Genomic DNA, 19307 nt, shown 5'->3' on the forward strand with positions numbered 1-19307 from the left:
AGATCAGGGCGTTGGCGTCACCCGCAGCACCTTGTCGCCTGCTCCGTTGTCGGTGGTCACCAGGAGCGAGCCGTCCGGCGTCGGAGTCACCGAGCGCAAGCGCCCGAACTGGTTCACCAATCCGAAGGTCTGCGCGTCGACCGAGCGTCCGTCGGCACTGAGGCGGAGGAAGATCAGTTCCTTGCTCTTGAGACCACCCATTACGAGTGCACCGTCCCAGGCGCCCCACGCCGCTCCGCCCGTGAAGGCAGCGCTGGCGGTAGCCAACGTGGAGCTACCCGAACGCCACACCGCCGCAATTGCTCCCGGCACTCGCACGGGATCGGTCATCGGCACGGATTCGTCGTACGTTCCGGGAAGCCGATCCGGGCGGTAGCCGTAATTTCCGCCGGAGGTAAGCAGGTTGACTTCGTCGTCGACGCTTGTGCCCTGTTCAACCGAGTAGACCCGACCGGTTCCAGGTTGCACGGCCAAGCCTTGGACGTTGCGGTGACCGAGCGTGTAGACGGGACTGCCTGCATTCGGATTCCCCGCTGCTGGAGATCCGTCGGCGTTGATGTGCAAGACCTTGCCGCCCAGCGAATTCGGATCCTGCGGGACGCTCGGCGTCGCGGTGTCACCCGTCCCGACGAACAGCGTCCCGTCCTGGGCCGCAAGAATTCGGCAACCCCCGTGACGCCCGGACGAGACCGGGATCCCTGGCAATACGGTTCCGGTCCGCGTGAGGGCGGTCCATCCGGCGTCGACGGTCCACGAGATCACTCGAACGTCCGTGACTCCCCCAGCACTGAATCCCTGGCAGGTGTAGAGGGTGCGCGACTGAGCGAAGTCACGGGCAAGCGCGATGCCCATGAGCCCGGTTTCGGACTGAGCGTAGAGATCCGAAAGGTCAGCAGAGACTGGACCTGTCGTGTTGTCGCCTCGGCGAACGAAGAATCCGCCGGACCGTTGTCCCGTCAGGATCGCGCCGTCCGGGGCTGCCACGACGTCCCAGGGGTGATCGAGTCCGTCGACGAGTGTGGTGACCGACAGCTGCGGGAGGGTGTTCTCGATGGGGATGTCCGGGTCGTCACCGCCCAGCGATCCGGTACTGCCGTTGCCGAAACTGCCGGGGTCGAAGGGGAAGGGTTGAGCCACGCTCTGCGTTACCGGCATCACCAGTACTGCAGTCAGGGCCACGGTCAATGCGGCGAGCTTCGGATGACGCACGCGTTCTCCTCGGGTCGGAAACCGTTCTGCGCCTCACTATAAACAGACAAATCGGTCTGCGCTGCCGGAACCGAGCGCACAGAAGTCGTTCCCAGACGCGGAAACCCGCGTTTCGAGTCGATTAGTGAACGCTCACGCCCGCTGCGCGCACAACAACGCGAAGCGCTGATCCTGATCCGTCCACACCTTCCGCACCCCGAAGCCCGCGGATGCGAGCTCCGCGGCAATCCCGTCCTCGGTGAACTTCGCCGAGATCTCGGTGCGCAGCTGCTCGCCCGCTGCGAAGGTGATCTCCAGATCCAGGTCGTCGATATGCACCGAGAGTTCACGAAGTGCTTCCAACCGCATTTCGATCCACTGGTTCTCGGCATCCCAGAGCGCGACGTGACGGAAGTCTTCCAAGGGAAAGTTCGCTCCCAGTTGCTTGTTCAGGACCGCGAGAACGTTGAGGTTGAACTGGGCAGTCACGCCGGCAGCGTCGTCGTAGGCGGGCACGAGAACCGCCGGATCGATCACCAATCCCACACCCAGGATCAGGTTCTCCCCCGGAGCGAGCACCGCTGCGATCCCCGAGAGGAACTCGGCTCGTTCTGCGGGAACGAGATTACCGAGAGTTCCGCCGAGAAAAGCGACCGCGCGCCGTCCACCACCGGGCAGATGATGCAGCGAACCGGTGAAGTCGCTGACCACTCCGAGCACGTCGATTCCGGGAAACTCGGCGCCGACTTGCTGCGCCGCGCCTTCGAGGGCCGTCACCGAAACATCCTGCGGTACATACGTTCGCAGAGTTCCGCGAGCCGTCATCGCGTCGAGGAGTAACCGCGTCTTCTCCGAGGAACCTGAACCCAGTTCGATCAGGATCTCGGGTTCGGTCAACGCCGCGATCTCGTCGGCGTACTGCGTGAGCAGGCCGCGTTCGGTACGGGTGGGGTAATACTCGGGTAAGGCCGTGATCTCCTCGAACAGTTCACTTCCACGCGCGTCGTAGAACCATTTGGGCGAGAGCCACTTCGGCGTTGCGCTGAGCCCCTCCCTGGCCTCGGCTCGCAGTGCGTCGACCGATTCGGCCGGTGTCAGATAAACCTCGAGCGTAGGGGTTTTCATTTTTCTCCCATCGGGATCGGGGTGATGATCACATGGCCGGGACGCGCGCAGACGATGTGCCGGTCCGGCACCTGCTCCCAGTCCGGGGATCGATCGAACGGTTCGGAAACGATCAGGGCCCGCGACTCGTCGACCCGCGTGTACAACGTGTGGCCCCACGCCGTGGCCCACAGTTCCTGCCCGTCGCCGAACAGGAGGTTCAATCGTGAATCCGGCGCCGCCGCAGCCACATCGTGAACGAGGCTCGTCACGGCGACCTCCGCGGGCTTCGACTTCAACCGATGCCGAAGCACTGTCCACAACAAGGCAGCATCCGTCGGGGCGGGCATCTTCAGCAGTTCGACGGCCGGAACTTCTGCCGCCAAGTCGGCAAGTGATCCAGGCCAACCGGATACGGCTCCGTTGTGACTGAAGGCGTAGGTTCCGTCGACGAACGGTGCGCAGGCACCGATCTCGACGGCCATCCCCTCCGTCGCGGAACGCACGGCGGCGAGGACGGCTCCGGAACCTATGTGGGACAACGTCTCGTCGACTGTCGGGTCCGACCAGATCGGCGAGATACTGCGGTACCGTCCCTGCCTTCCACCGTTCCACCACACCGCACCGAATCCGTCGGCATTGATGGTCCCGCCGCCACGCATCTCGCGAGGTGCCCACGACTGTCGCATCAGTGAGTTCTCGCCGTCGTGGATGAGTTCACGAACCGAACGTGGCGGCCCGAGATACCCGAGGTGCCGACACATGTCAGGGTCTACCCGAAATCGTTCTGGCGCAACGAAAACCCGAGAAGATCTGGCGCCTGATCGGATGGTCCCAGTTACGGAACGTCCCACGACAGGCAACACTGTCGGTCCCGAACGATCCCCCTCGCAACACCTTGTAGTCGCCGCCGAAGAATACCTCCGAGTACTCCCGATACGGGAAAGCCCGGAAACCCGGATACGGATGGAAACCCGAAGACGTCCACTCCCATACGTCGCCGATCAACTGCTCGACACCCGCTGCTGACGCCCCTGCTGGGTACGAGCCGACGCCGGCGGGGCCGAGATGGCGTTGACCGAGATTGGCGAGATTCTCGTCTGCGGAGACGTCCCCCCAGGGGAACCGTCGTGATCTTCCGGATTCCGGATCCCAGCGCGCGGCCTTTTCCCATTCCGCCTCGGTGGGAAGCCGTTTGCCTGCCCAGCCGGCGTAGGCCTCGGCCTCGTAGTAACTCACATGCACGACCGGCTTGTCCGGCGGAACCGGAGCCTCGACGCCGAAAGTCTCGTGCCACCAACCCGAACTGTCGTGTTCCCAGAACAGGGGTGCACGAAGTTTCGCGTCGACGCGATGCCGCCAACCGTCGCGAGACCACAGTTCCGGTCGGGAATACCCGCCGTCCTCGATGAATTCGACGAACTGCCCGTTGGTGACCGGGAATCTGTCGATCGCGAAGTCGGTGAGATAGACCTGATGCGCAGTGCGCTCGTTGTCGAGTGCCCACGGTTCGTCGTCGGTCCCCATGACGAAGGGGCCGGCGGGAATCGTGACCTCGTCGAGTTCCGGCATGCGGGCCGCTTGCGGAGCGGGTGTCGCAACGAGTGCCGTGGGTCCCGAACGCAATTGGTGTGTCGCGAGCATGGTTTCGGCGTGTTGCTGCTCGTGCTGCGCGATCATCCCGAAGGCAAAACCGTCCACGTCGAGTTCTGTACGACCGAACGTGCTGGCTTCGAGCACATCCCAGACCTTCCCACGGACCGTACGTACGTATTCGCGCGCCTCGGCCGGGTTGAGCAGGGGAAGTGTGGGTCTCGACGATCTCGAATGCTTGAAAGCGTCGTACAGCTCGTCTATGTCGCTACGCACCGGATCGCGGCCACCGACATCGCGAACCAACCAGAGTTCCTCCTGATTACCGATGTGCGCCAGGTCCCACACGAGTGGACTCATCAACGGGGAATGCTGAGCGATCAATTCGGTATCGTCGACGCAGTCGGTGAGTAGCGTCGACCGCTCACGCGCTCGCAGAAGTACGGCCTCGACCGCTTCCTTGGTGATCTCCCCCGTCATGTGTCGCTCTCACCGGGCACTATTGCGCGACAACACCGTTCGGCTGCGGCATCGAGAAGACGAACGAACTGCGGCTCCGGCGCGTACGACGCGGCAAGCGACATCAGAGAGGTTGCAGCCGAACGCAGTTCGACATCGTCCAATCCGTACTCCGCCGCGTCCCGCCACCGCCCGGCCGTCGATGCTGCAGCATCACTGGCCTCCCGCATCACGGCAGGCCCGGACAGCAACGCATCGATCGCTGCTACCGGTACTCGCCACAGATCTCCCGGCTGCGCATCGATGTAGCGAACCTCCAGATGGCCGACGGCGCGAACCGGCGGGAACAGCGTGGACAGGTGATAGTCCAAGTCTGCCCAGACGGGTCGGCGTCCGATCTCGGCATCCACAGCGCCGTCTATCCAGTCTCCGAAAGTGGCACCCCGCGGAGCCGTCCAATCGTCACCCTCGTTTCGCACACACATCAGCGGAACATCGAGCGCCCAGCCGGCATAGTCCTGCACTTCCGGGACTGCGACAGTTCGCCATGAATCGAGTTCGAGCCACGTCCGCATGCGTTGGGACGCCCAATCTCCCTTCGGAACCCCTTGCAAGCGTGGAGAACACGCAAACGCTGCGATGAGAGCCGGGCCCATGTCCCCGAGGAGCCGCCAACGCTGGGCGATGGACTCCGGGCTGCCGCCGGCATCGACACTGATCTGTACTGCCGCGGTATTGCACATCATCAAGGTGCCGTACGGTCCTATCCCGGCGAAGCGGGATTCCATTGCGCAATAACGCGGCAGCCGGAGAATCCGGGAAGGTGGGCGGGCGACGTCGGCCGCCGCCGAACTGATTTCGATGGAGTACGGCGCGAGGAGTGTTTCGAGAGTACGACGGTCGTCGTCGAGGCAGTCACACAGTTCGCGAGCGGACGTGCGCGGCGCTGAGGAGAGTTCTATTTGTCCGCCAGGTTCTACGGTGACGAGGCTGCCACGCGGAAGCGGTGCCGCCGGTGAATCCGGGTCGATACTGGTGGGTGCATGTCGCCCGAGTGCCCTTGCCAGAGTCGCGGCTGACGGCCTCTCTCCACCGGGAACGTGGCTGGTCAGCCACTCGAGCTCAGCTCCTACCAAGCGGGGTGGCCCCTGTTTGAAGCACACACCACCGACGTATGCCTCGGCCGCAGGACGCGAATCCACCTGCGTGGTCTGTGCTGCTGTCAACGCTGTTGTCACCATTCGACTTCCCCTTCGGGCGGTCTTCGCGGTCGCTACCGACGATAGAACGCCAACGTCCGAGATGCACCCTTTGTGGTGTTACGTGTCGTTGAATTTCTTCAGTCGTATCCACCGGTACCCACAACCGGCCAGAACAACACCTACCCCGAAAACAACCGCAATCCACGGAAGTGTGACCACCAGAACGACACAACCAGCCGCGCCGACCGCTTGCAGCCACTTCGGATACATCCGGTCCACCCCGCGCTGGCTGTACGCACTCACGTTCGCGACAAGGTAGTAGAGCAGCACTCCGAACGACGAAAAGCCGATCACCCCACGAAGATCGGTTGTCGACACCAAAACGATCACGACAGCACCGACCACAAGTTCCGCATGGTGAGGTACCTCGAACCGTGGGTGGACGGCTGACAGGGCAACCGGCAGATCACGCTCGCGTGCCATCGCCATCGCCGTACGGCTCACCCCCGCGATCAGAGCCAGCAGCGCCCCCGCCGACGCCGCAGCGGCACCGATCACCACTACGGGAACTGCCCAGTTCCACCCGGTCGCGCCCACTGCATCGGCCAAGGGCCGTGCCGAGTTCGCCAGCCGATCAGGTCCCAACGTCACCAACAGCACCACTGCTACCAGTGCATAGAGGATGACGGCGACGGTGAGAGCAATCAGGATCGCCCGCGGAATCGTGCGGCGCGGATCGCGCACTTCCTCCCCCAGCGTCGCGATCCTGGCGTAGCCGGCGAAGGCGAAGAACAGCAGCCCCGCCGATTGCAGGACTCCGTACCACGACCCGAACGCGAGATCCGGGAGCTCGCGCACTGCACCAGGACCGACGACGGCAACCAGCAGCGCTACGCACAGTGCTGTCGCCGACACAGCGACGATCACCCTGGCCATGTGCGCCGTCCGCGTCACTCCGCGGTAGTTGACTGCAACCAGCGCCGCCACCACCAATACCGCGACGGGAACACGCCAGGCGGTAGGCGCAACATACGTCGCGAAAGTCAGGGCCATTGCCGCGCAACTCGCGGTCTTCCCGATCACGAACGACCAGCCTGCGGCAAACCCCCACCAGGGTCCGAGCTGCTCACGTCCGTAGACGTAGGTCCCACCTGACGTGGGGTATCTGGCCGCAAGCTGCGCCGACGACGTCGCGTTGCAGAATGCGATGAACGCTGCAATCGCCAGGCCCACAAGCAACCCGGTACCGGCTACTGCGGCAGCGGGCGCGAACACTACGAAGACTCCGGCGCCGATCATCGCGCCGAGGCCGATCACCACGGCATCGACCGTGCCCAGCCTTCGCTCCATCGGGACAGCTTCGTTCACAGGTAGTTTGAACCACACCGACATGAACGGAAGGTGCCATGTTCGATCTCGACACGATCCGCCGCGACACTCCCGGATGCCTCGACAAGGTGTTCCTCGACAGCGCGGGATCCTCGCTCCCGCCCGAGCCGGTGCTGACCACGATGATCGAGCACCTGCGACGTGAAGCCGACGTCGGCGGATACGTCGCAGCTGCTCGTCAGAGCGGCGCCCTGGCTGCTGTTCCGCATTCGCTGGCCCGGGTCATCGGCGCTCAGGCAACCGATATCGCGTTGACGGACAGCGCGACCCGCGCGTGGAACGACTTCTTCGCCTCGGTTTCGCTCGGACCTGGTGATCGAATCCTCATCAGCGGAGTCGAATACGCGAGCAACGCCATCGCCGCCCTGGGGCGGGCGCGTTCGACCGGCGCCCACGTCGAGATCATCCCGAGCGATCAGTACGGACGCATCGACCTCGACGCACTCGAGAACATGCTCGACGATCGGGTTCGCCTCGTCTCCGTCGTCCACGTCCCCACCAACGGCGGCCTGATCAACCCCGTTTGCGAGGTCGTCGAATTGGCCAGAGCCCATGGCTCTCTCGTTCTGCTCGACGCGTGCCAGTCCTTCGGCCAGTTGCCCATCGACGTCACCGAACTCGGCATCGACGCCCTCAGCGCCACCGGCCGCAAGTGGCTCCGCGGGCCACGCGGAACCGGATTCCTGTACGTCCGCCCCGGACTCGTCGACGCGCTCGAACCTGCTGCGATGGATCTGCACGGAGCGGAATGGACGAGCGAGAACAGCTTCGTCCCTGCACCGGACGCAACACGATTCGAACTCTGGGAGACGAGTGTCGCTGCGCGCCTGGGTCTTGGCGTCGCCGCCGATTATCTGCTCTCGATCGGCACCGACACGGTGTGGGCACAGATCGAATCCAGAGCAGTCGCGCTGCGGCAAGGGCTGGCATCGATTCCCGGAGTCGACGTCCACGATCGAGGGACCCAGCTGAGCGGCATCGTTTCCTTCACCGTCGAAGGTATTTCCGAGCACCTCGTGCGGGATCAGCTTGCAGCACAGAACATCACCGTCACCGTCAGCGGTCGCGGGTCCACGCTCCTCGACATGGATGCACGCGGGCTCGACGCCGTGGTTCGCGCATCGCCGCACTACTTCGTCGACGAAGCGGACCTGGACGCATTCCTTAGCGCGGTCAGGAGATTACAAACCTCCCGTTGACCGGGACCACACCTGATCCGCGGAAGTCGAAACTGCAACTGTGTGGCGATCAGTAGTTTCGTCTTCCGAAAGGACGCTTCGCATGGCCGACTCGACCGTCAGACCGATCTCCGCTGCAGACATCACCACCTGGGACTACGAGGCCGACGTCGTCGTCGCGGGATACGGCATCGCCGGCGTCACCGCTGCGATCGAAGCAGCGCGTGCGGGCGCCGAGGTGCTCGTCCTGGAGCGGACGGGCGGTTGGGGCGGAGCCGCGTCACTGGCTGGTGGATTCATCTACCTGGGCGGTGGAACGCCGTTGCAGAAGGCGTGCGGGTTCGAGGACTCGGTCGAGAACATGAAGACGTTCATGAAGGCAGCGCTCGGCCCCGGAACCGACGACACGAAGATCGACGCGTACTGCGAGGGCAGCGTCGATCACTACAACTGGCTCGTCGACGCCGGCGTCCCGTTCAAGGAATCGTTCTGGGGTCAGCCCGGCTGGGAACCGCCGTACGACGACGGCCTCATGTACTCAGGCGGCGAAAACGCCGCACCGTTCAACGCGCTCGTCGATCCCGCGCCCCGCGGACACGTCCCGCAGATGAGCGAGAAGAAGACCGGCGAGCAGGGCGGCGGCTACATGCTGATGAAGCCACTCGTCGAGACGGCCGAAAAGCTCGGTGTCCGTGCAGAATACGATCTGCGTGTCCAGACTTTGGTGGTCGACGGCGATCGGGTCGTGGGAGTTGTCGCCAAGCGCTACGGCAAGGACGTCGCGATTCGTGCCCGCAAAGGCGTCGTGCTTGCGATGGGCAGTTTCGCGTACAACAACGAGATGGTGCGCTCGAACGCACCGCGTATCTTCGGCCACCCGGCGGCCTCGATCGAAGCGCACGACGGCCGCGCAATCCAGATCGGTCAGGCTCTGGGCGCCGACACCGCACACATGGACGCCACCGAGGTCGCGTTCTTCTGCGACCCACAGTTGATGGTGCGCGGCATTCTTGTCAACGGCCGTGGTCAGCGATACATCCCCGAAGACACCTACCCGGGCCGCATCGGACAGGCAACACTGTTCCAGCAGGACAACCAGGCATTCCTCGTGATCGACGAAGCTGCGTACGAGGAAGGCATGAATGCCGAATCGTCCAGTGCGCAGTTGCGGGCGCAGCCGACCTGGGTGGCGGAAACCGTCGAGGAACTCGAAGCCGAGATGGGGCTTCCCGCCGGATCGCTGCAATCGACCGTCGACCTCTACAACCGTCACGCGGCTGAAGGGTCCGACCCGGTGCTCGGCAAGAAGTCCGAGTGGGTCAAGCCGATCGTCGGCCCGTTCGCGGCAATCGATCTACGTGGCCGCACAGGCGGATTCACGCTGGGAGGATTGAAGACAACCGTCGATTCCGAGGTTCTGCACGTCTCGGGTGCGCCGATCCCCGGACTGTTCGCAGCGGGGCGCTGCACGTCCGGTGTCTGCGCAGGTGGTTACGCCAGCGGAACCAGTCTCGGCGACGGCAGCTTCTTCGGACGTCGTGCCGGAATCAGCGCAGCGCGCTAGGTCACCACAACCCGCACGCCGTCGGCAAAGCGGTACGGCTGAGTCTGCAGAACCGCGCCGAGGTGTTTCCTCAATCTGGACACCTCGGCGCGCACTGCCACCACATGCTCGCGATCACCGAAGAGCACTTCGCTCAGGCCTGCGGCATCCACGCCAGCCGATCCCACAGCTGCCAGCGCACGCAAGATCTGAGCGTGACGCGGCGAAAGCGCGCGCGTCCAGTTTGCATCACCACGCACCGTCACCTGCGGCGATGCACCGAGGGACAGCTCGAGCTCGATCACCGGCCCGCCGACGCCGGTGCGCAACAGCCAGCCGTCACCGAGCGGCTCAGGCAGACACATCCCAAGACCTGGCACGATGACGGGCTTTCCCGCACTGGGTGCCGCCACCCGGTCAGGCGCGGCAATCCCGCTGGCGCCAGCCACCCAGCCGAACTCGTCGACCACCAATGCCGGACCCGTGCCCGCCGCGAACAATGGCGCCGCCCGCGAGCGCAGGCGATCGAGCTGAGCTGCATGCTCGCGCCACAGCGTCGCCTCCGCGAGGCGAACCGCGGTGCGAACCAGCGCGACAGTGGTGGGATGCACCGAGGCTGCGGACCCGCTGATGTCCACCACGCCCAGGATCTCGCCTGTCCGGGGGTCGTGCACAGGCGAGCCGGTACATGACCAATTGTGATGCGTCGGCGCATAGTGCTCGGCCGAGAAGAGTTGCACCGCAGAATCTTCGATCAGCGCGGTACCGATCGCGTTGGTACCCACCGACTGCTCCGACCAGCGCGCGCCTTCGGCGAACCCGAGTGCGTCCGCCGCACGTTTGACGGTCTTCGCCCCCTCGCGCCAGAGCAGGACACCGTCAGCGTCGGCAACGACCACGATGAAGCCTGCGTCCTCGGCGACCTCGGTGAGCGTGGTTCGCAGTTCGGGCAGAACGCTGCGCAGCGCGGTACGCGAACGCCTCGACTCCAACTCGGAGAAATCGGCGACAGCGGACGCGCCGCAATGATCGGGCGCGAGCCCACCCGCAGCCACCCGCGACCACGACCGCGCCACGACGGTCCGCGGCTGCGCCGGTGGTTCCTGCCCCGAGAGAACTGCGTCGTGCACCCGGCTCAGTAGGCGCGCATGCTGCGACAGGTCGGTACCCGGCACGACGGCACCGAGCCGACTGCCTTCGGGAGCGCTCCCCACGGTGGTCACTCCGTCAGGCTACCGCTTTCGATGTGACGCGAACCACGTCCACACGGCCAGGTCCCCACCACCTGCGATTAGCGGCGGGGAGCAAACTCCGGTAACGTATCCAAAGTTGTCTCGGCGAGGGTGAATCGCAGCAGTTCCACACGTTGCAGGTTTACCGTGATCGACGCGGCTACGGCTCAGCTCGAGCGTTTCGCTCCTGGCCGTGTGCGCGCCTGTCCGCCTTGCCGCAGGCAAAACCACACGTCAGTAAACCGAGCACGAACCCCGTGAGTTGTAGGAGCCGTTTCATCATGTCTGAAGAAAACAACCTCGTCGCCGTCGTCCGCACCGAATTCGGCAAGGGCGCAGCTCGCCGCGCACGTCGCGACGGCCAGGTCCCCACGGTTCTGTACGGCCACGGCGAAGATCCCCGCCACCTCAACGTGCCGGCTCGCGACTTCGCTCGCATCCTCCGCGCACAGGGCACCAACGCCATCCTCACCCTCGACATCGAGGGCACGGAGCAGGTTGCACTGACCAAGTCGGTCGTCGTGCACCCCATCCGCAGCTACATCGAGCACGCTGACCTCCTCGTCATCAAGAAGGGCGAGAAGGTCACCATCGACGTTCACGTCGTAGTCGTCGGTGACGCTGCTGCAGGCACCATGGTCGCGCAGGATGCATCGACCATCTCCATCGAGGCAGACGCCCTCCACATCCCCGAGCAGATCGAGGTCTCGGTCGAGGGCCTCGAAATCGGCACCCAGATCCTGGCAAGCCAGCTCGAACTGCCCGCCGGCTCCGTCCTGCAGGCTGACGCCGACACCCTGATCGTCAACGTCGTTGCTGCACCGACCGAGGCTGACCTCGAAGAGGGCGCAGAAGCTCCCGCCGCCGACGAGGCTGCAGAAGAGGCCTGATCCTCTCGGTTCCAACAGAACTCACTGCGCGCGGCGCGTCATTCCGATTCGGAGTGACGCGCCGTTCGTGCGTAGCAGGAAAATCAAGCCAGAAAGTAGCGTCCGTTGAGCACAGATACCGCCCTCGTCATCGGCCTGGGTAATCCCGGCCCGCAGTACGAGAAGACCCGGCACAACGTCGGCTTCATGGTCGCCGGCACCCTTGCCGGGCGCATGGGCGGAAAGTTCAACGTACACAAGAAGAGTGGCGCCGAAATCGTCGAAGGTCGCCTCGCCGGCCGACGCGTGATTCTCGGAAAACCACGCTCGTACATGAATCTCTCGGGTGGCGCGGTCGCCGGTCTCGCGCGATTCTTCTCGGTCGATGCCGCGAACATCATCGTCGTCCACGACGAACTGGATCTCGATTTCGGGACCATCAGACTCAAACTCGGCGGCGGCGAAGGCGGACACAACGGTCTGCGGTCCATTTCGAGTTCGTTGACCACCAAGGACTACCTGCGCACACGCGTCGGGATCGGTCGCCCGCCGGGCCGCATGGACCCGGCGGACTACGTTCTCAAACCGTTCTCGTCCACGGAGCGAAAAGAACTCGATCTCGTGTGCGAAGAAGCTGCGGATGCAGTCGAGCTACTGCTCGAACTCGGGCTCGAAGCCGCACAGAACCGCTTGCACTGACAGTCAGTTACCCAGCAGGGCAGCCGAATTGGCGCGGCGGAGCTTTCCCGACGACGTCTTCGGAATACTGCCGGGGCCCAGAACCGCAACGGCGCGAGGCCGGACACCGACGTCGGCAACCACGGCGTGGACCACTTCGCGCTCGATGCGCTTGACCTCTTCCGGATCTTCGAAAGCGTTGGTCTCGACGGCGACCGCAAAGCTCTCACGCTTCTGGCCGGCATCGAGACGGATTGCGACGGCATTTCCCGGGCGCACACCGGCAACGCTTCCGGCTGCCCGTTCGATGTCTGTGGGGTACACGTTCCGGCCGCCCATGATGATGACGTCCTTGACTCGCCCGCACACCACGACCAGTCCTTCTTCGGTGAAGTACCCGACGTCACCGGTATCGAGCCAACCGTCGGAGTCCTGCGCCGGCTTGTGACCTTCCACCGTGACGTAACCGGGGGTCACTGCCTTGCCGCGAACCTCGATGATTCCGACGCCGCGGGCCGGAAGTACCTGGCCGTCGCGGTCGACGATGCGTCCCTCGAGGTCAGGCACCATCTTTCCGAGTGTGGCGAGGGCACGAGCGTTGGGACGATTGGACGGCACCGCCCGAGACATCGACTCGAGGAAGTCGGGATCGACGTAGTCGAGGACCTGACCTTGATCGGGATCCGGAATCGACACGGCGAGCGTGGTTTCCGCCATTCCGTACACGGGAGCGAGCGCGGTCGGGTTCAAACCGAAACGCGCACCGGCCTCGGCGAGGGCATCCATCGTGTCGGGATCCACCGGCTCGGCGCCGTTCCACATGTATCGGACGCTGGACAGGTCGACTGCCCCGTCTTCTGCCTGTGCGAGTCGACGAGCCAAGAGCGAGTACGCGAAGTTCGGTGCGGCGGTGACAGTTCCGCCGTACTTGCCCATGAGTTCCGCCCACAGCACCGGGGTGCGCAGGAAATCCATCGGCGTGATGCTGATGACCTCGGCGCCCACCTGCATCGGAACCGTCAGGAAGCCGACCATGCCCATGTCGTGGAAGAGCGGAAGCCAGCTCACCATCACGTCGTCCTCGATGGAGAACTTGATGCGGTTGATCATCGCGTACGCATTTGTGTAGAAGTTCTCGTGCGTGATCTGCACGGCCTTGGGCGAACCGGTGGAACCTGACGTCAACTGTTGGAGTGCGATATCCGATTCAGCCGTCTCCACGGGATCGATCGACGTTCCGCCACGAAGCTCGTCCACCGTCACGACGGTGATGCCACGCTCTTCGAGGAGCGGCTTGGCCGCGTCGAATGGTGCCCCCAGAATGACGGCTTTTGCGGAGATCATGTCGATCACCGTCTCGGTGTCCTGAGCCCAGACGCCCAGATCCGTTCGGGGGGTCGGCTGATGCAGCATCGTCACCGACGCACCGCGCATCCACGTCGCCTGGCAGGCAGGCGCGATGTCGACGGGCTGTCCGGCGAGAATGCCGATCGCGACGCCGCGATCGATGCCGACCTCGGCCAGGCCGCCGGCCATGCGCCGAGCTTCCTGGTGGATGTCGCCCCAGGTCTGACGGAAAGCGTTGTCGGGCTCTCCCGTCACCAGGCCGCGGTCGGTGACTGCGGCGGTCGCGTACATCTCTTCGGTGAACTTGCTCAACGCAACTCCTCGGTCAGTGTCACTCTTCGATTCAGTGCAACTCTTCGCAGGACACAAATGGCTGTGTGTTCGAACACACACATACATTGATAATCAGCGATCGTTCGCCGAGTGTTACGCCGCAGTGGCTACTGCCTCGTGGTCTGCGAGTATCCTTTCTCTGTTGTGCTGCCGCACTCTCCACCTGTCCGCGCACCGGCACGTCGCCGGCACCGACGCCCACTTCGAGAGGTTCTTCGTTGACTACCCCGTCCGACTCGACCGTCCCTTCCGACTCGACTGTCCAGTCCGACACCGAAGGCCCCGATTCAACCGAGAGCGGGTCGGTCGCGGTCACGACGACGACCAAGGGCTTGTCCGCCGAGGCGGAGCGTCGCCGCACCTTCGCCGTCATCTCGCATCCTGACGCCGGTAAGTCGACACTCACCGAAGCGCTGGCACTGCACGCGAAGAAGATCTCCGAGGCAGGTGCCGTCCACGGCAAGGCCGGCCGCAAGTCGACGGTCTCGGACTGGATGGAGATGGAGAAGGCCCGCGGCATTTCCGTCAGTTCCACCGCACTGCAGTTCAACTACCACTCGTCCGAGACCCCGGACGAGCAGATCAACGTCATCAACCTCGTCGACACCCCCGGTCACTCCGACTTCTCCGAGGACACGTACCGCGTCCTGACCGCCGTCGACGCAGCCGTCATGCTCATCGACGCTGCCAAGGGCCTCGAACCGCAGACGCTCAAGTTGTTCCAGGTGTGCCGTCACCGCGGCATTCCGGTCATCACGGTCATCAACAAGTGGGACCGTCCCGGCCAGACTCCTCTCGAACTGCTCGACGAGATCAGCGAACGCATCGGCCTCACGCCCACTCCCCTGTACTGGCCCGTCGGCATCGCCGGCGACTTCCGAGGACTGTTGCGGCGCGGCGAAGGCGGTGAGGCTCGCGAGTACGTCCGCTTCACCCGTACCGCAGGCGGCGCGAAGATCGCCCCCGAAGAGGTCATGGACGCCGACGCGGCGCTCGCCAAGGAAGGCTCCGAGTGGGAGACCGCGGCCGAGGAGAGTGAACTGCTCTCCGCTACCGGCCAGGACCACGATCAGGAGATGTTCCTCGCCGGTCAGACGTCCCCGGTGATCTTCGCGTCCGCGATGCTCAACTTCGGTGTCCGCCAGATCCTCGACACTCTCGTCGAATTGGCGCCGCCGCCGCGGGGCCGCGAAGACCTCAGCGGCAAGCCGCGCGAGGTCACCGATCCGTTCAGTGCGGTCGTCTTCAAGGTGCAGGCCGGTATGGACACCGCGCACCGTGACCGTCTGGCGTTCATGCGCATCGTCTCCGGCGTGTTCGAGCGCGGCATGGTTGTCACACACGCTCAAACCGGCAAGCCCTTCACGACCAAGTACGCGCAGACGGTATTCGGCCGTGAACGTTCCACCGTCGAATCCGCGTTCCCCGGCGACGTCGTCGGCCTCGTCAACGCCACCGCACTCGCACCCGGCCACACGCTGTACACCGAGAAGAAGGTGGAGTTCCCGCCGATCCCGTCGTTCGCGCCGGAACACTTCTCGATCCTGCGCGCCGAAAGCGCCGGCAAGTACAAGCAGTTCCGCCGTGCAGTCGATCAACTCGATTCCGAGGGCGTCGTCCAGATTCTCCGCAACGACATCCGCGGCGACGCCTCCCCCGTCATGGCGGCTGTCGGCCCGATGCAGTTCGAGGTCGTCGCAGCGCGCATGAAGGCCGAGTTCAACGTCGAGGCCAAGATGGAACCACTCGGCTACGCATTGGCCCGCCGTACCGACGCCGCGTCCGAGGTCGAACTGAACCGTCAGCGCGGTGTGGAGGTCTTCACCCGATCCGACGGTGTCCTGCTCGCCCTTGTCAGTGACAAGTGGCGCCTGCAGTACATCCAGAAGGAACTCCCGGATCTGACGCTCGAACCCCTCGTCGCTGCTGCGGACTGATGAGCCTGATCGAGGCGCTGTTCGACGCTGAACTGCACATCGGCAGCGCCACGATTCTCTGGCGAGAGATCATCGGAAACGCGTTCGGAATAGGCTCCGCGATCGCGGGCGCGCGACGCTCGGTATGGGCGTGGCCTGTCGGTATAGCCGGAAATGCCTTGTTGTTCACGGTCTTCATGGGCGCACTTTTCCACACGCCGCAAGAGCTCAATCTCTACGGCCAGGCCGGCCGTCAGTTGTTGTTCATCACCGTCAGCGTCTACGGGTGGACCCAGTGGCGACGTGGGGCACTTGACTCCGGTCGCGCAGTCCTGCCCCACTGGGCGACAACTCGCGAGCGAGTCGCCATGATCGCCGTCATGGCAAGCGGCACAATCGCTTTCGCCTGGATCTTCGACCTTCTCGGCTCGTACGGAGCGTGGGCGGAGGCCTGGATCTTCACCGGCTCGATCCTCGCGACGTACGGGATGGCACGCGGCTGGACCGAGTTCTGGCTCATCTGGATCGGCGTCGACGCTGTCGGCGTTCCCCTTCTATTCCGGGCAGGGTACTACCCGTCGGCGATCCTCTATCTGGTCTATGCATTCTTCGTTCTGTGGGGCTTCGCGATGTGGCTGCGCATTCAACGCCGAACTCCACAAGGGGTGTAACAGTAAACAGACTCCTGGTATGTTTGCGTCGATTAAGCAAACCAGCGGTCTGTTTACGGGCATCAGGAGCGAACAATGGAAGACAAGAATTCTCACGGAATAACGGGCCCCAACGGTTCCGGCAACGGATCGAGAGCCAGTAGTTCCGCGAGTAATGGTTCTGCGAGCAACCTTCCCACGGGTAACGGTTCTGCGAGCAACCTTTCCACGAGCAACGGTTCCAGCAGTGCCACCGCCACAGCGGATTTTCTGTCGACCGCACCCAAGCAATCGGATGCATTCACGTTTCCGCTTCCTACCCGAACCACGGCCGCACACAGCAGCGGAGAGGACCTTTCAGTGCCAGCTTCAACACGCGAATCATCGAGGACACTCGAGACTCGGAGTCGCACCGTCGTACGGCGCGACGCGATGGGTGTAGCCGCCGTTCGAGTGGCCGGTCGACTCACCCACACCGAACTCATCGCGAATCAGGCCTCACCCTCGAGCACGCATTCCTCCGATCCCACGATGGATCTGGACGAGTTGCTCACGATGCTCGGCAGCTACCTGTTGTCCTCGGGGTTCGAACATCCCGAAATCCACGCCAAGCTCGGTGGACAGTCGATCGTCGTCAACCTCGTGTCGCCGGAGATCAGCGCCAGCTGAGCTCGACCCAGCTGTTCAGGGCCACAGCACTGCTCGTGTCCATGCTCGGTCCGAGCCGCGCCGGTACAACCATCGCTGATGCCGACGCCCGGAGTCTGCCTGCCAGAACTCGACAGACTCCGGCTCGAGGCACCACGCACGCCAGTCCTTCGACACGAACCCCGGGTCGTCACTGATTCTTGCTTCCGCAGCGGCCACCGATGTGTCGTACGCCCCTAAGTCTTCGAGCACCTCGCTCTGCTTACTTGCCGTCGCCACCGCCCTCGCAGTGACGGAGCGTTCGACGAAGTCTCGCCTTCGAAGTGCGTCGTCGCCCTCGCGAACCAACCCGCGAATCCGGACCTGCTGGCCCGTCTCACGCCAGTAGAAGGCGAGCGATGCTCGCGGATTTTCTTTCAGCTCAATGCCTTTCGGCGAAGCAGCTGAACCAGAAAACCAGAACCCGCCCTCGGTCACGTCCTTGAGGATGAGGAAGCGGGAATCGGGCATACCGTCACTGTCGACGGTCGCGAGCGCACACACGTGTGGCTCGACGACGCCGAAGGCCACGGCCGCACGGAGCCAGTCGAGGAACAGCTCTCCCGGCTTTTCCGGAAAATGTTCAGGCGCGGGCGGCGGAGTTCCGGTCAGTGCGGGGATACCGCGAATCCACGTCCGTACGTCAGGCAGCGAAAAATCTGCATCAACCATGAGCCGACTCTAATCGCGGGCGGCCTCAGGAGACGTTGCGAACTACCGAGTCGCCGAACGACGGTTGCTGCAGCAGCGCCCACTTGTTGGACGTCAATCGGAAACTCGGCATGTCGGCGAGCGCCACCACCGATTCCCAGGTCCGCTCGTAGCTCGTGTGGGAGATTCGCCATTCACCGTCGCTGCAGCGGGTGTATCTGTCGTGATAGAAGGCCGATCCGCGAAGAAGCATGCCGTCTTCGGGGATCACCACAGTGTCCGCGAGGCACCAGATCCCGGTTGCGGTGTCTCCGTCGACGTCGATCTCGGGTTGCCCGCACTGATGTTCAGTGATGACGTGTGATCCGAGGGTGTTCTCGAGGAAGGAGACGAACGAATCTCGGGAATCGAAACTGAGTTGTTCTCCGTAGATCGCGGTGGCGTCGACGGTCAGAGTGTCGGCAAATTCGACCCACGATTTGGTGTCCAAGGCGCGTGCGTATCGGTACTTGAGTCTTTGGATGAGAACAATCGCTTCGAGATCCATGATCCCCGCCTCCCGGTGCAGCAACCACCCGTCCTATGTGTGCACATTAGCCTGTATCACGCCGAAACGGGCATTACTCTCAAAGCTAGTAGAAATGTCAGCCGATAACACGCTTTTCCAGGCCGTCGAGCATGATCGTGATCTTCTCGTCCAACCAACCTCGCCCGTGCCACGTCGATTCGTCGCCGATCCCCTCGACCAACGACTCCGACGCATTCCAACTCTCCTGATACGCCTGGCGCGCAAAACGCGAATCCGCGGAGCTCACGGTCTTGTCCATCGCCGCCATCATTGCGAACTGCGTCATGGTCACCTCGGAGATGAAGTCCACGGCCAGGACCGCGTCATGTGGTGTGAAACCCTGCGCAGTCAACGAACCGACCAGTTTCTCCACGATCTCGATTATCGCCGGTGGCGTGCCCGGAACTGCGAGACCGACCTGGGCTAGACCTGGATAGCGCTCGAACGAGGACCACAGAACGTCGCACAAATCCGTCAGAAACTCACGCCACGGACGATCCGTGTCCGGCCATACAGTCTGACGCACAACGTGATCCGCACAAGCCCGCAGCAGCGCTTCACGGTCCGCGAAGTAGCGATAAAGTGCAGAATGGCTGACGCCCAGACGTTTTGCCACACTCGGCATGGTCAATTCACTCAGATCACCAGCCAGGGCGGCCTCGACGATGTCCACTGTCGACAACGTCGGCGGCCGCCCCGTCTTCTTTCCGGTTTGCATTC

General features: G+C 63.7%; 19 protein-coding genes. 7 read left to right on the top strand and 12 right to left on the bottom strand.

Annotation, left to right across the window (positions count from 1 at the left end; genetic code table 11):
* Positions 1-3: 3 nt before the first annotated feature.
* From AC1DWA_RS09130 to AC1DWA_RS09155, 6 genes are all read right to left on the bottom strand, one after another.
* Positions 4-1209 carry a PQQ-dependent sugar dehydrogenase gene (locus AC1DWA_RS09130; protein ID WP_046378956.1) on the bottom strand — a complete coding sequence of 402 codons (1206 nt, stop codon included), beginning with the start codon at positions 1207-1209 and terminating at the stop codon, positions 4-6.
* Positions 1210-1341: 132 nt separating this feature from the next.
* Positions 1342-2313 carry an L-histidine N(alpha)-methyltransferase gene (egtD, locus tag AC1DWA_RS09135; RefSeq protein ID WP_029255892.1) on the bottom strand — a complete coding sequence of 324 codons (972 nt, stop codon included), beginning with the start codon at positions 2311-2313 and terminating at the stop codon, positions 1342-1344.
* Positions 2310-3056 (bottom strand): ergothioneine biosynthesis protein EgtC, encoded by a 747-nt coding sequence (gene egtC / locus AC1DWA_RS09140; RefSeq protein ID WP_020908572.1) that lies wholly within the window; start codon positions 3054-3056, stop codon positions 2310-2312. The genes egtD and egtC overlap by 4 nt, the downstream gene beginning before the upstream one ends.
* 1 nt (position 3057) lies before the next feature.
* The gene (gene egtB, locus AC1DWA_RS09145; protein WP_477846225.1) at positions 3058-4365 is read right to left on the bottom strand and encodes an ergothioneine biosynthesis protein EgtB; all 1308 of its coding nucleotides are present in this window, start codon (positions 4363-4365) and stop codon (positions 3058-3060) included.
* Complete coding sequence (egtA, locus tag AC1DWA_RS09150) at positions 4362-5585, bottom strand: ergothioneine biosynthesis glutamate--cysteine ligase EgtA (RefSeq protein WP_047888912.1); 1224 nt, start codon at positions 5583-5585, stop codon at positions 4362-4364. Before egtA ends, egtB begins: the two co-directional genes overlap by 4 nt.
* Before the next feature lie 78 nt (positions 5586-5663).
* Positions 5664-6938, bottom strand: a complete 1275-nt coding sequence (locus AC1DWA_RS09155; RefSeq protein WP_046378959.1) for an APC family permease — start codon at positions 6936-6938, stop codon at positions 5664-5666.
* A 14-nt stretch (positions 6939-6952) separates the two neighbouring features.
* On the opposite strand from AC1DWA_RS09155, the gene AC1DWA_RS09160 reads away from it, so the two are divergent.
* Both AC1DWA_RS09160 and AC1DWA_RS09165 read left to right on the top strand, forming a co-directional pair.
* Entirely contained in the window at positions 6953-8134 is a 1182-nt protein-coding gene (locus AC1DWA_RS09160; RefSeq protein ID WP_047888913.1) for an aminotransferase class V-fold PLP-dependent enzyme, read from the top strand.
* Positions 8135-8216: 82 nt separating this feature from the next.
* Positions 8217-9677 (top strand): FAD-dependent oxidoreductase, encoded by a 1461-nt coding sequence (locus tag AC1DWA_RS09165; protein WP_283308624.1) that lies wholly within the window; start codon positions 8217-8219, stop codon positions 9675-9677.
* Here AC1DWA_RS09165 and AC1DWA_RS09170 read toward each other — a convergent pair.
* Complete coding sequence (locus AC1DWA_RS09170; RefSeq protein WP_019744666.1) at positions 9674-10879, bottom strand: GAF domain-containing protein; 1206 nt, start codon at positions 10877-10879, stop codon at positions 9674-9676. The two genes, AC1DWA_RS09165 and AC1DWA_RS09170, sit on opposite strands and share 4 nt — an antisense overlap.
* Positions 10880-11169: 290 nt before the next feature.
* On the opposite strand from AC1DWA_RS09170, the gene AC1DWA_RS09175 reads away from it, so the two are divergent.
* Together AC1DWA_RS09175 and pth are read left to right on the top strand one after the other, a co-directional pair.
* Complete coding sequence (locus tag AC1DWA_RS09175; protein ID WP_020908579.1) at positions 11170-11778, top strand: 50S ribosomal protein L25/general stress protein Ctc; 609 nt, start codon at positions 11170-11172, stop codon at positions 11776-11778.
* A 105-nt stretch (positions 11779-11883) separates the two neighbouring features.
* The gene (gene pth / locus AC1DWA_RS09180) at positions 11884-12456 is read left to right on the top strand and encodes an aminoacyl-tRNA hydrolase (protein ID WP_003946229.1); all 573 of its coding nucleotides are present in this window, start codon (positions 11884-11886) and stop codon (positions 12454-12456) included.
* 3 nt (positions 12457-12459) lie between these two features.
* On the opposite strand, the gene AC1DWA_RS09185 is transcribed toward pth, so the two are convergent.
* A complete protein-coding gene (locus AC1DWA_RS09185) occupies positions 12460-14094 on the bottom strand; it encodes a fatty acyl-AMP ligase (protein WP_097387086.1) in 1635 nt (544 codons plus the stop codon).
* Positions 14095-14447: 353 nt separating this feature from the next.
* Between AC1DWA_RS09185 and AC1DWA_RS09190 the strand changes: the two genes are divergently transcribed.
* Positions 14448-16052 (top strand): peptide chain release factor 3, encoded by a 1605-nt coding sequence (locus tag AC1DWA_RS09190; protein WP_477846247.1) that lies wholly within the window; start codon positions 14448-14450, stop codon positions 16050-16052.
* Positions 16052-16702 carry a nicotinamide riboside transporter PnuC gene (pnuC, locus tag AC1DWA_RS09195; RefSeq protein ID WP_477846226.1) on the top strand — a complete coding sequence of 217 codons (651 nt, stop codon included), beginning with the start codon at positions 16052-16054 and terminating at the stop codon, positions 16700-16702. The genes AC1DWA_RS09190 and pnuC overlap by 1 nt, the downstream gene beginning before the upstream one ends.
* Before the next feature lie 92 nt (positions 16703-16794).
* Here pnuC and AC1DWA_RS09200 read toward each other — a convergent pair whose 3' ends face one another.
* On the bottom strand, positions 16795-16986 hold the full coding sequence (locus tag AC1DWA_RS09200; RefSeq protein ID WP_306294056.1) for a hypothetical protein: 192 nt from the start codon (positions 16984-16986) through the stop codon (positions 16795-16797).
* Positions 16987-17041: 55 nt separating this feature from the next.
* On the opposite strand from AC1DWA_RS09200, the gene AC1DWA_RS09205 reads away from it, so the two are divergent.
* A complete protein-coding gene (locus tag AC1DWA_RS09205) occupies positions 17042-17350 on the top strand; it encodes a hypothetical protein (RefSeq protein ID WP_283301934.1) in 309 nt (102 codons plus the stop codon).
* A gap of 15 nt (positions 17351-17365) precedes the next feature.
* Here the strand turns inward: AC1DWA_RS09205 and AC1DWA_RS09210 are convergent, their stop codons facing one another.
* From AC1DWA_RS09210 to AC1DWA_RS09220, 3 genes are all read right to left on the bottom strand, one after another.
* On the bottom strand, positions 17366-18040 hold the full coding sequence (locus AC1DWA_RS09210; RefSeq protein ID WP_477846227.1) for a pyridoxine/pyridoxamine 5'-phosphate oxidase: 675 nt from the start codon (positions 18038-18040) through the stop codon (positions 17366-17368).
* Between the two features lie 25 nt (positions 18041-18065).
* Positions 18066-18566 carry a nuclear transport factor 2 family protein gene (locus AC1DWA_RS09215; protein ID WP_020970307.1) on the bottom strand — a complete coding sequence of 167 codons (501 nt, stop codon included), beginning with the start codon at positions 18564-18566 and terminating at the stop codon, positions 18066-18068.
* Positions 18567-18663: 97 nt separating this feature from the next.
* On the bottom strand, positions 18664-19305 hold the full coding sequence (locus tag AC1DWA_RS09220) for a TetR/AcrR family transcriptional regulator (RefSeq protein WP_477846228.1): 642 nt from the start codon (positions 19303-19305) through the stop codon (positions 18664-18666).
* Positions 19306-19307 lie beyond the last annotated feature (2 nt).

This window comes from Rhodococcus sp. P4_F3_2 (genome assembly GCF_056401335.1).

Bases quoted from the DNA above. Each gene is read 5' to 3' on its own strand.
- egtD (WP_029255892.1), bottom strand. From the start codon at position 2,313: ATGAAAACCCCTACGCTCGAGGTTTATCTGACACCGGCCGAATCGGTC.
- egtC (WP_020908572.1), bottom strand. From the start codon at position 3,056: ATGTGTCGGCACCTCGGGTATCTCGGGCCGCCACGTTCGGTTCGTGAA.
- egtB (WP_477846225.1), bottom strand. From the start codon at position 4,365: ATGACGGGGGAGATCACCAAGGAAGCGGTCGAGGCCGTACTTCTGCGA.
- egtA (WP_047888912.1), bottom strand. From the start codon at position 5,585: ATGGTGACAACAGCGTTGACAGCAGCACAGACCACGCAGGTGGATTCG.
- AC1DWA_RS09155 (WP_046378959.1), bottom strand. From the start codon at position 6,938: ATGTCGGTGTGGTTCAAACTACCTGTGAACGAAGCTGTCCCGATGGAG.
- AC1DWA_RS09160 (WP_047888913.1), top strand. From the start codon at position 6,953: ATGTTCGATCTCGACACGATCCGCCGCGACACTCCCGGATGCCTCGAC.
- AC1DWA_RS09165 (WP_283308624.1), top strand. From the start codon at position 8,217: ATGGCCGACTCGACCGTCAGACCGATCTCCGCTGCAGACATCACCACC.
- AC1DWA_RS09175 (WP_020908579.1), top strand. From the start codon at position 11,170: ATGTCTGAAGAAAACAACCTCGTCGCCGTCGTCCGCACCGAATTCGGC.
- pnuC (WP_477846226.1), top strand. From the start codon at position 16,052: ATGAGCCTGATCGAGGCGCTGTTCGACGCTGAACTGCACATCGGCAGC.
- AC1DWA_RS09210 (WP_477846227.1), bottom strand. From the start codon at position 18,040: ATGGTTGATGCAGATTTTTCGCTGCCTGACGTACGGACGTGGATTCGC.
- AC1DWA_RS09215 (WP_020970307.1), bottom strand. From the start codon at position 18,566: ATGGATCTCGAAGCGATTGTTCTCATCCAAAGACTCAAGTACCGATAC.
- AC1DWA_RS09220 (WP_477846228.1), bottom strand. From the start codon at position 19,305: ATGCAAACCGGAAAGAAGACGGGGCGGCCGCCGACGTTGTCGACAGTG.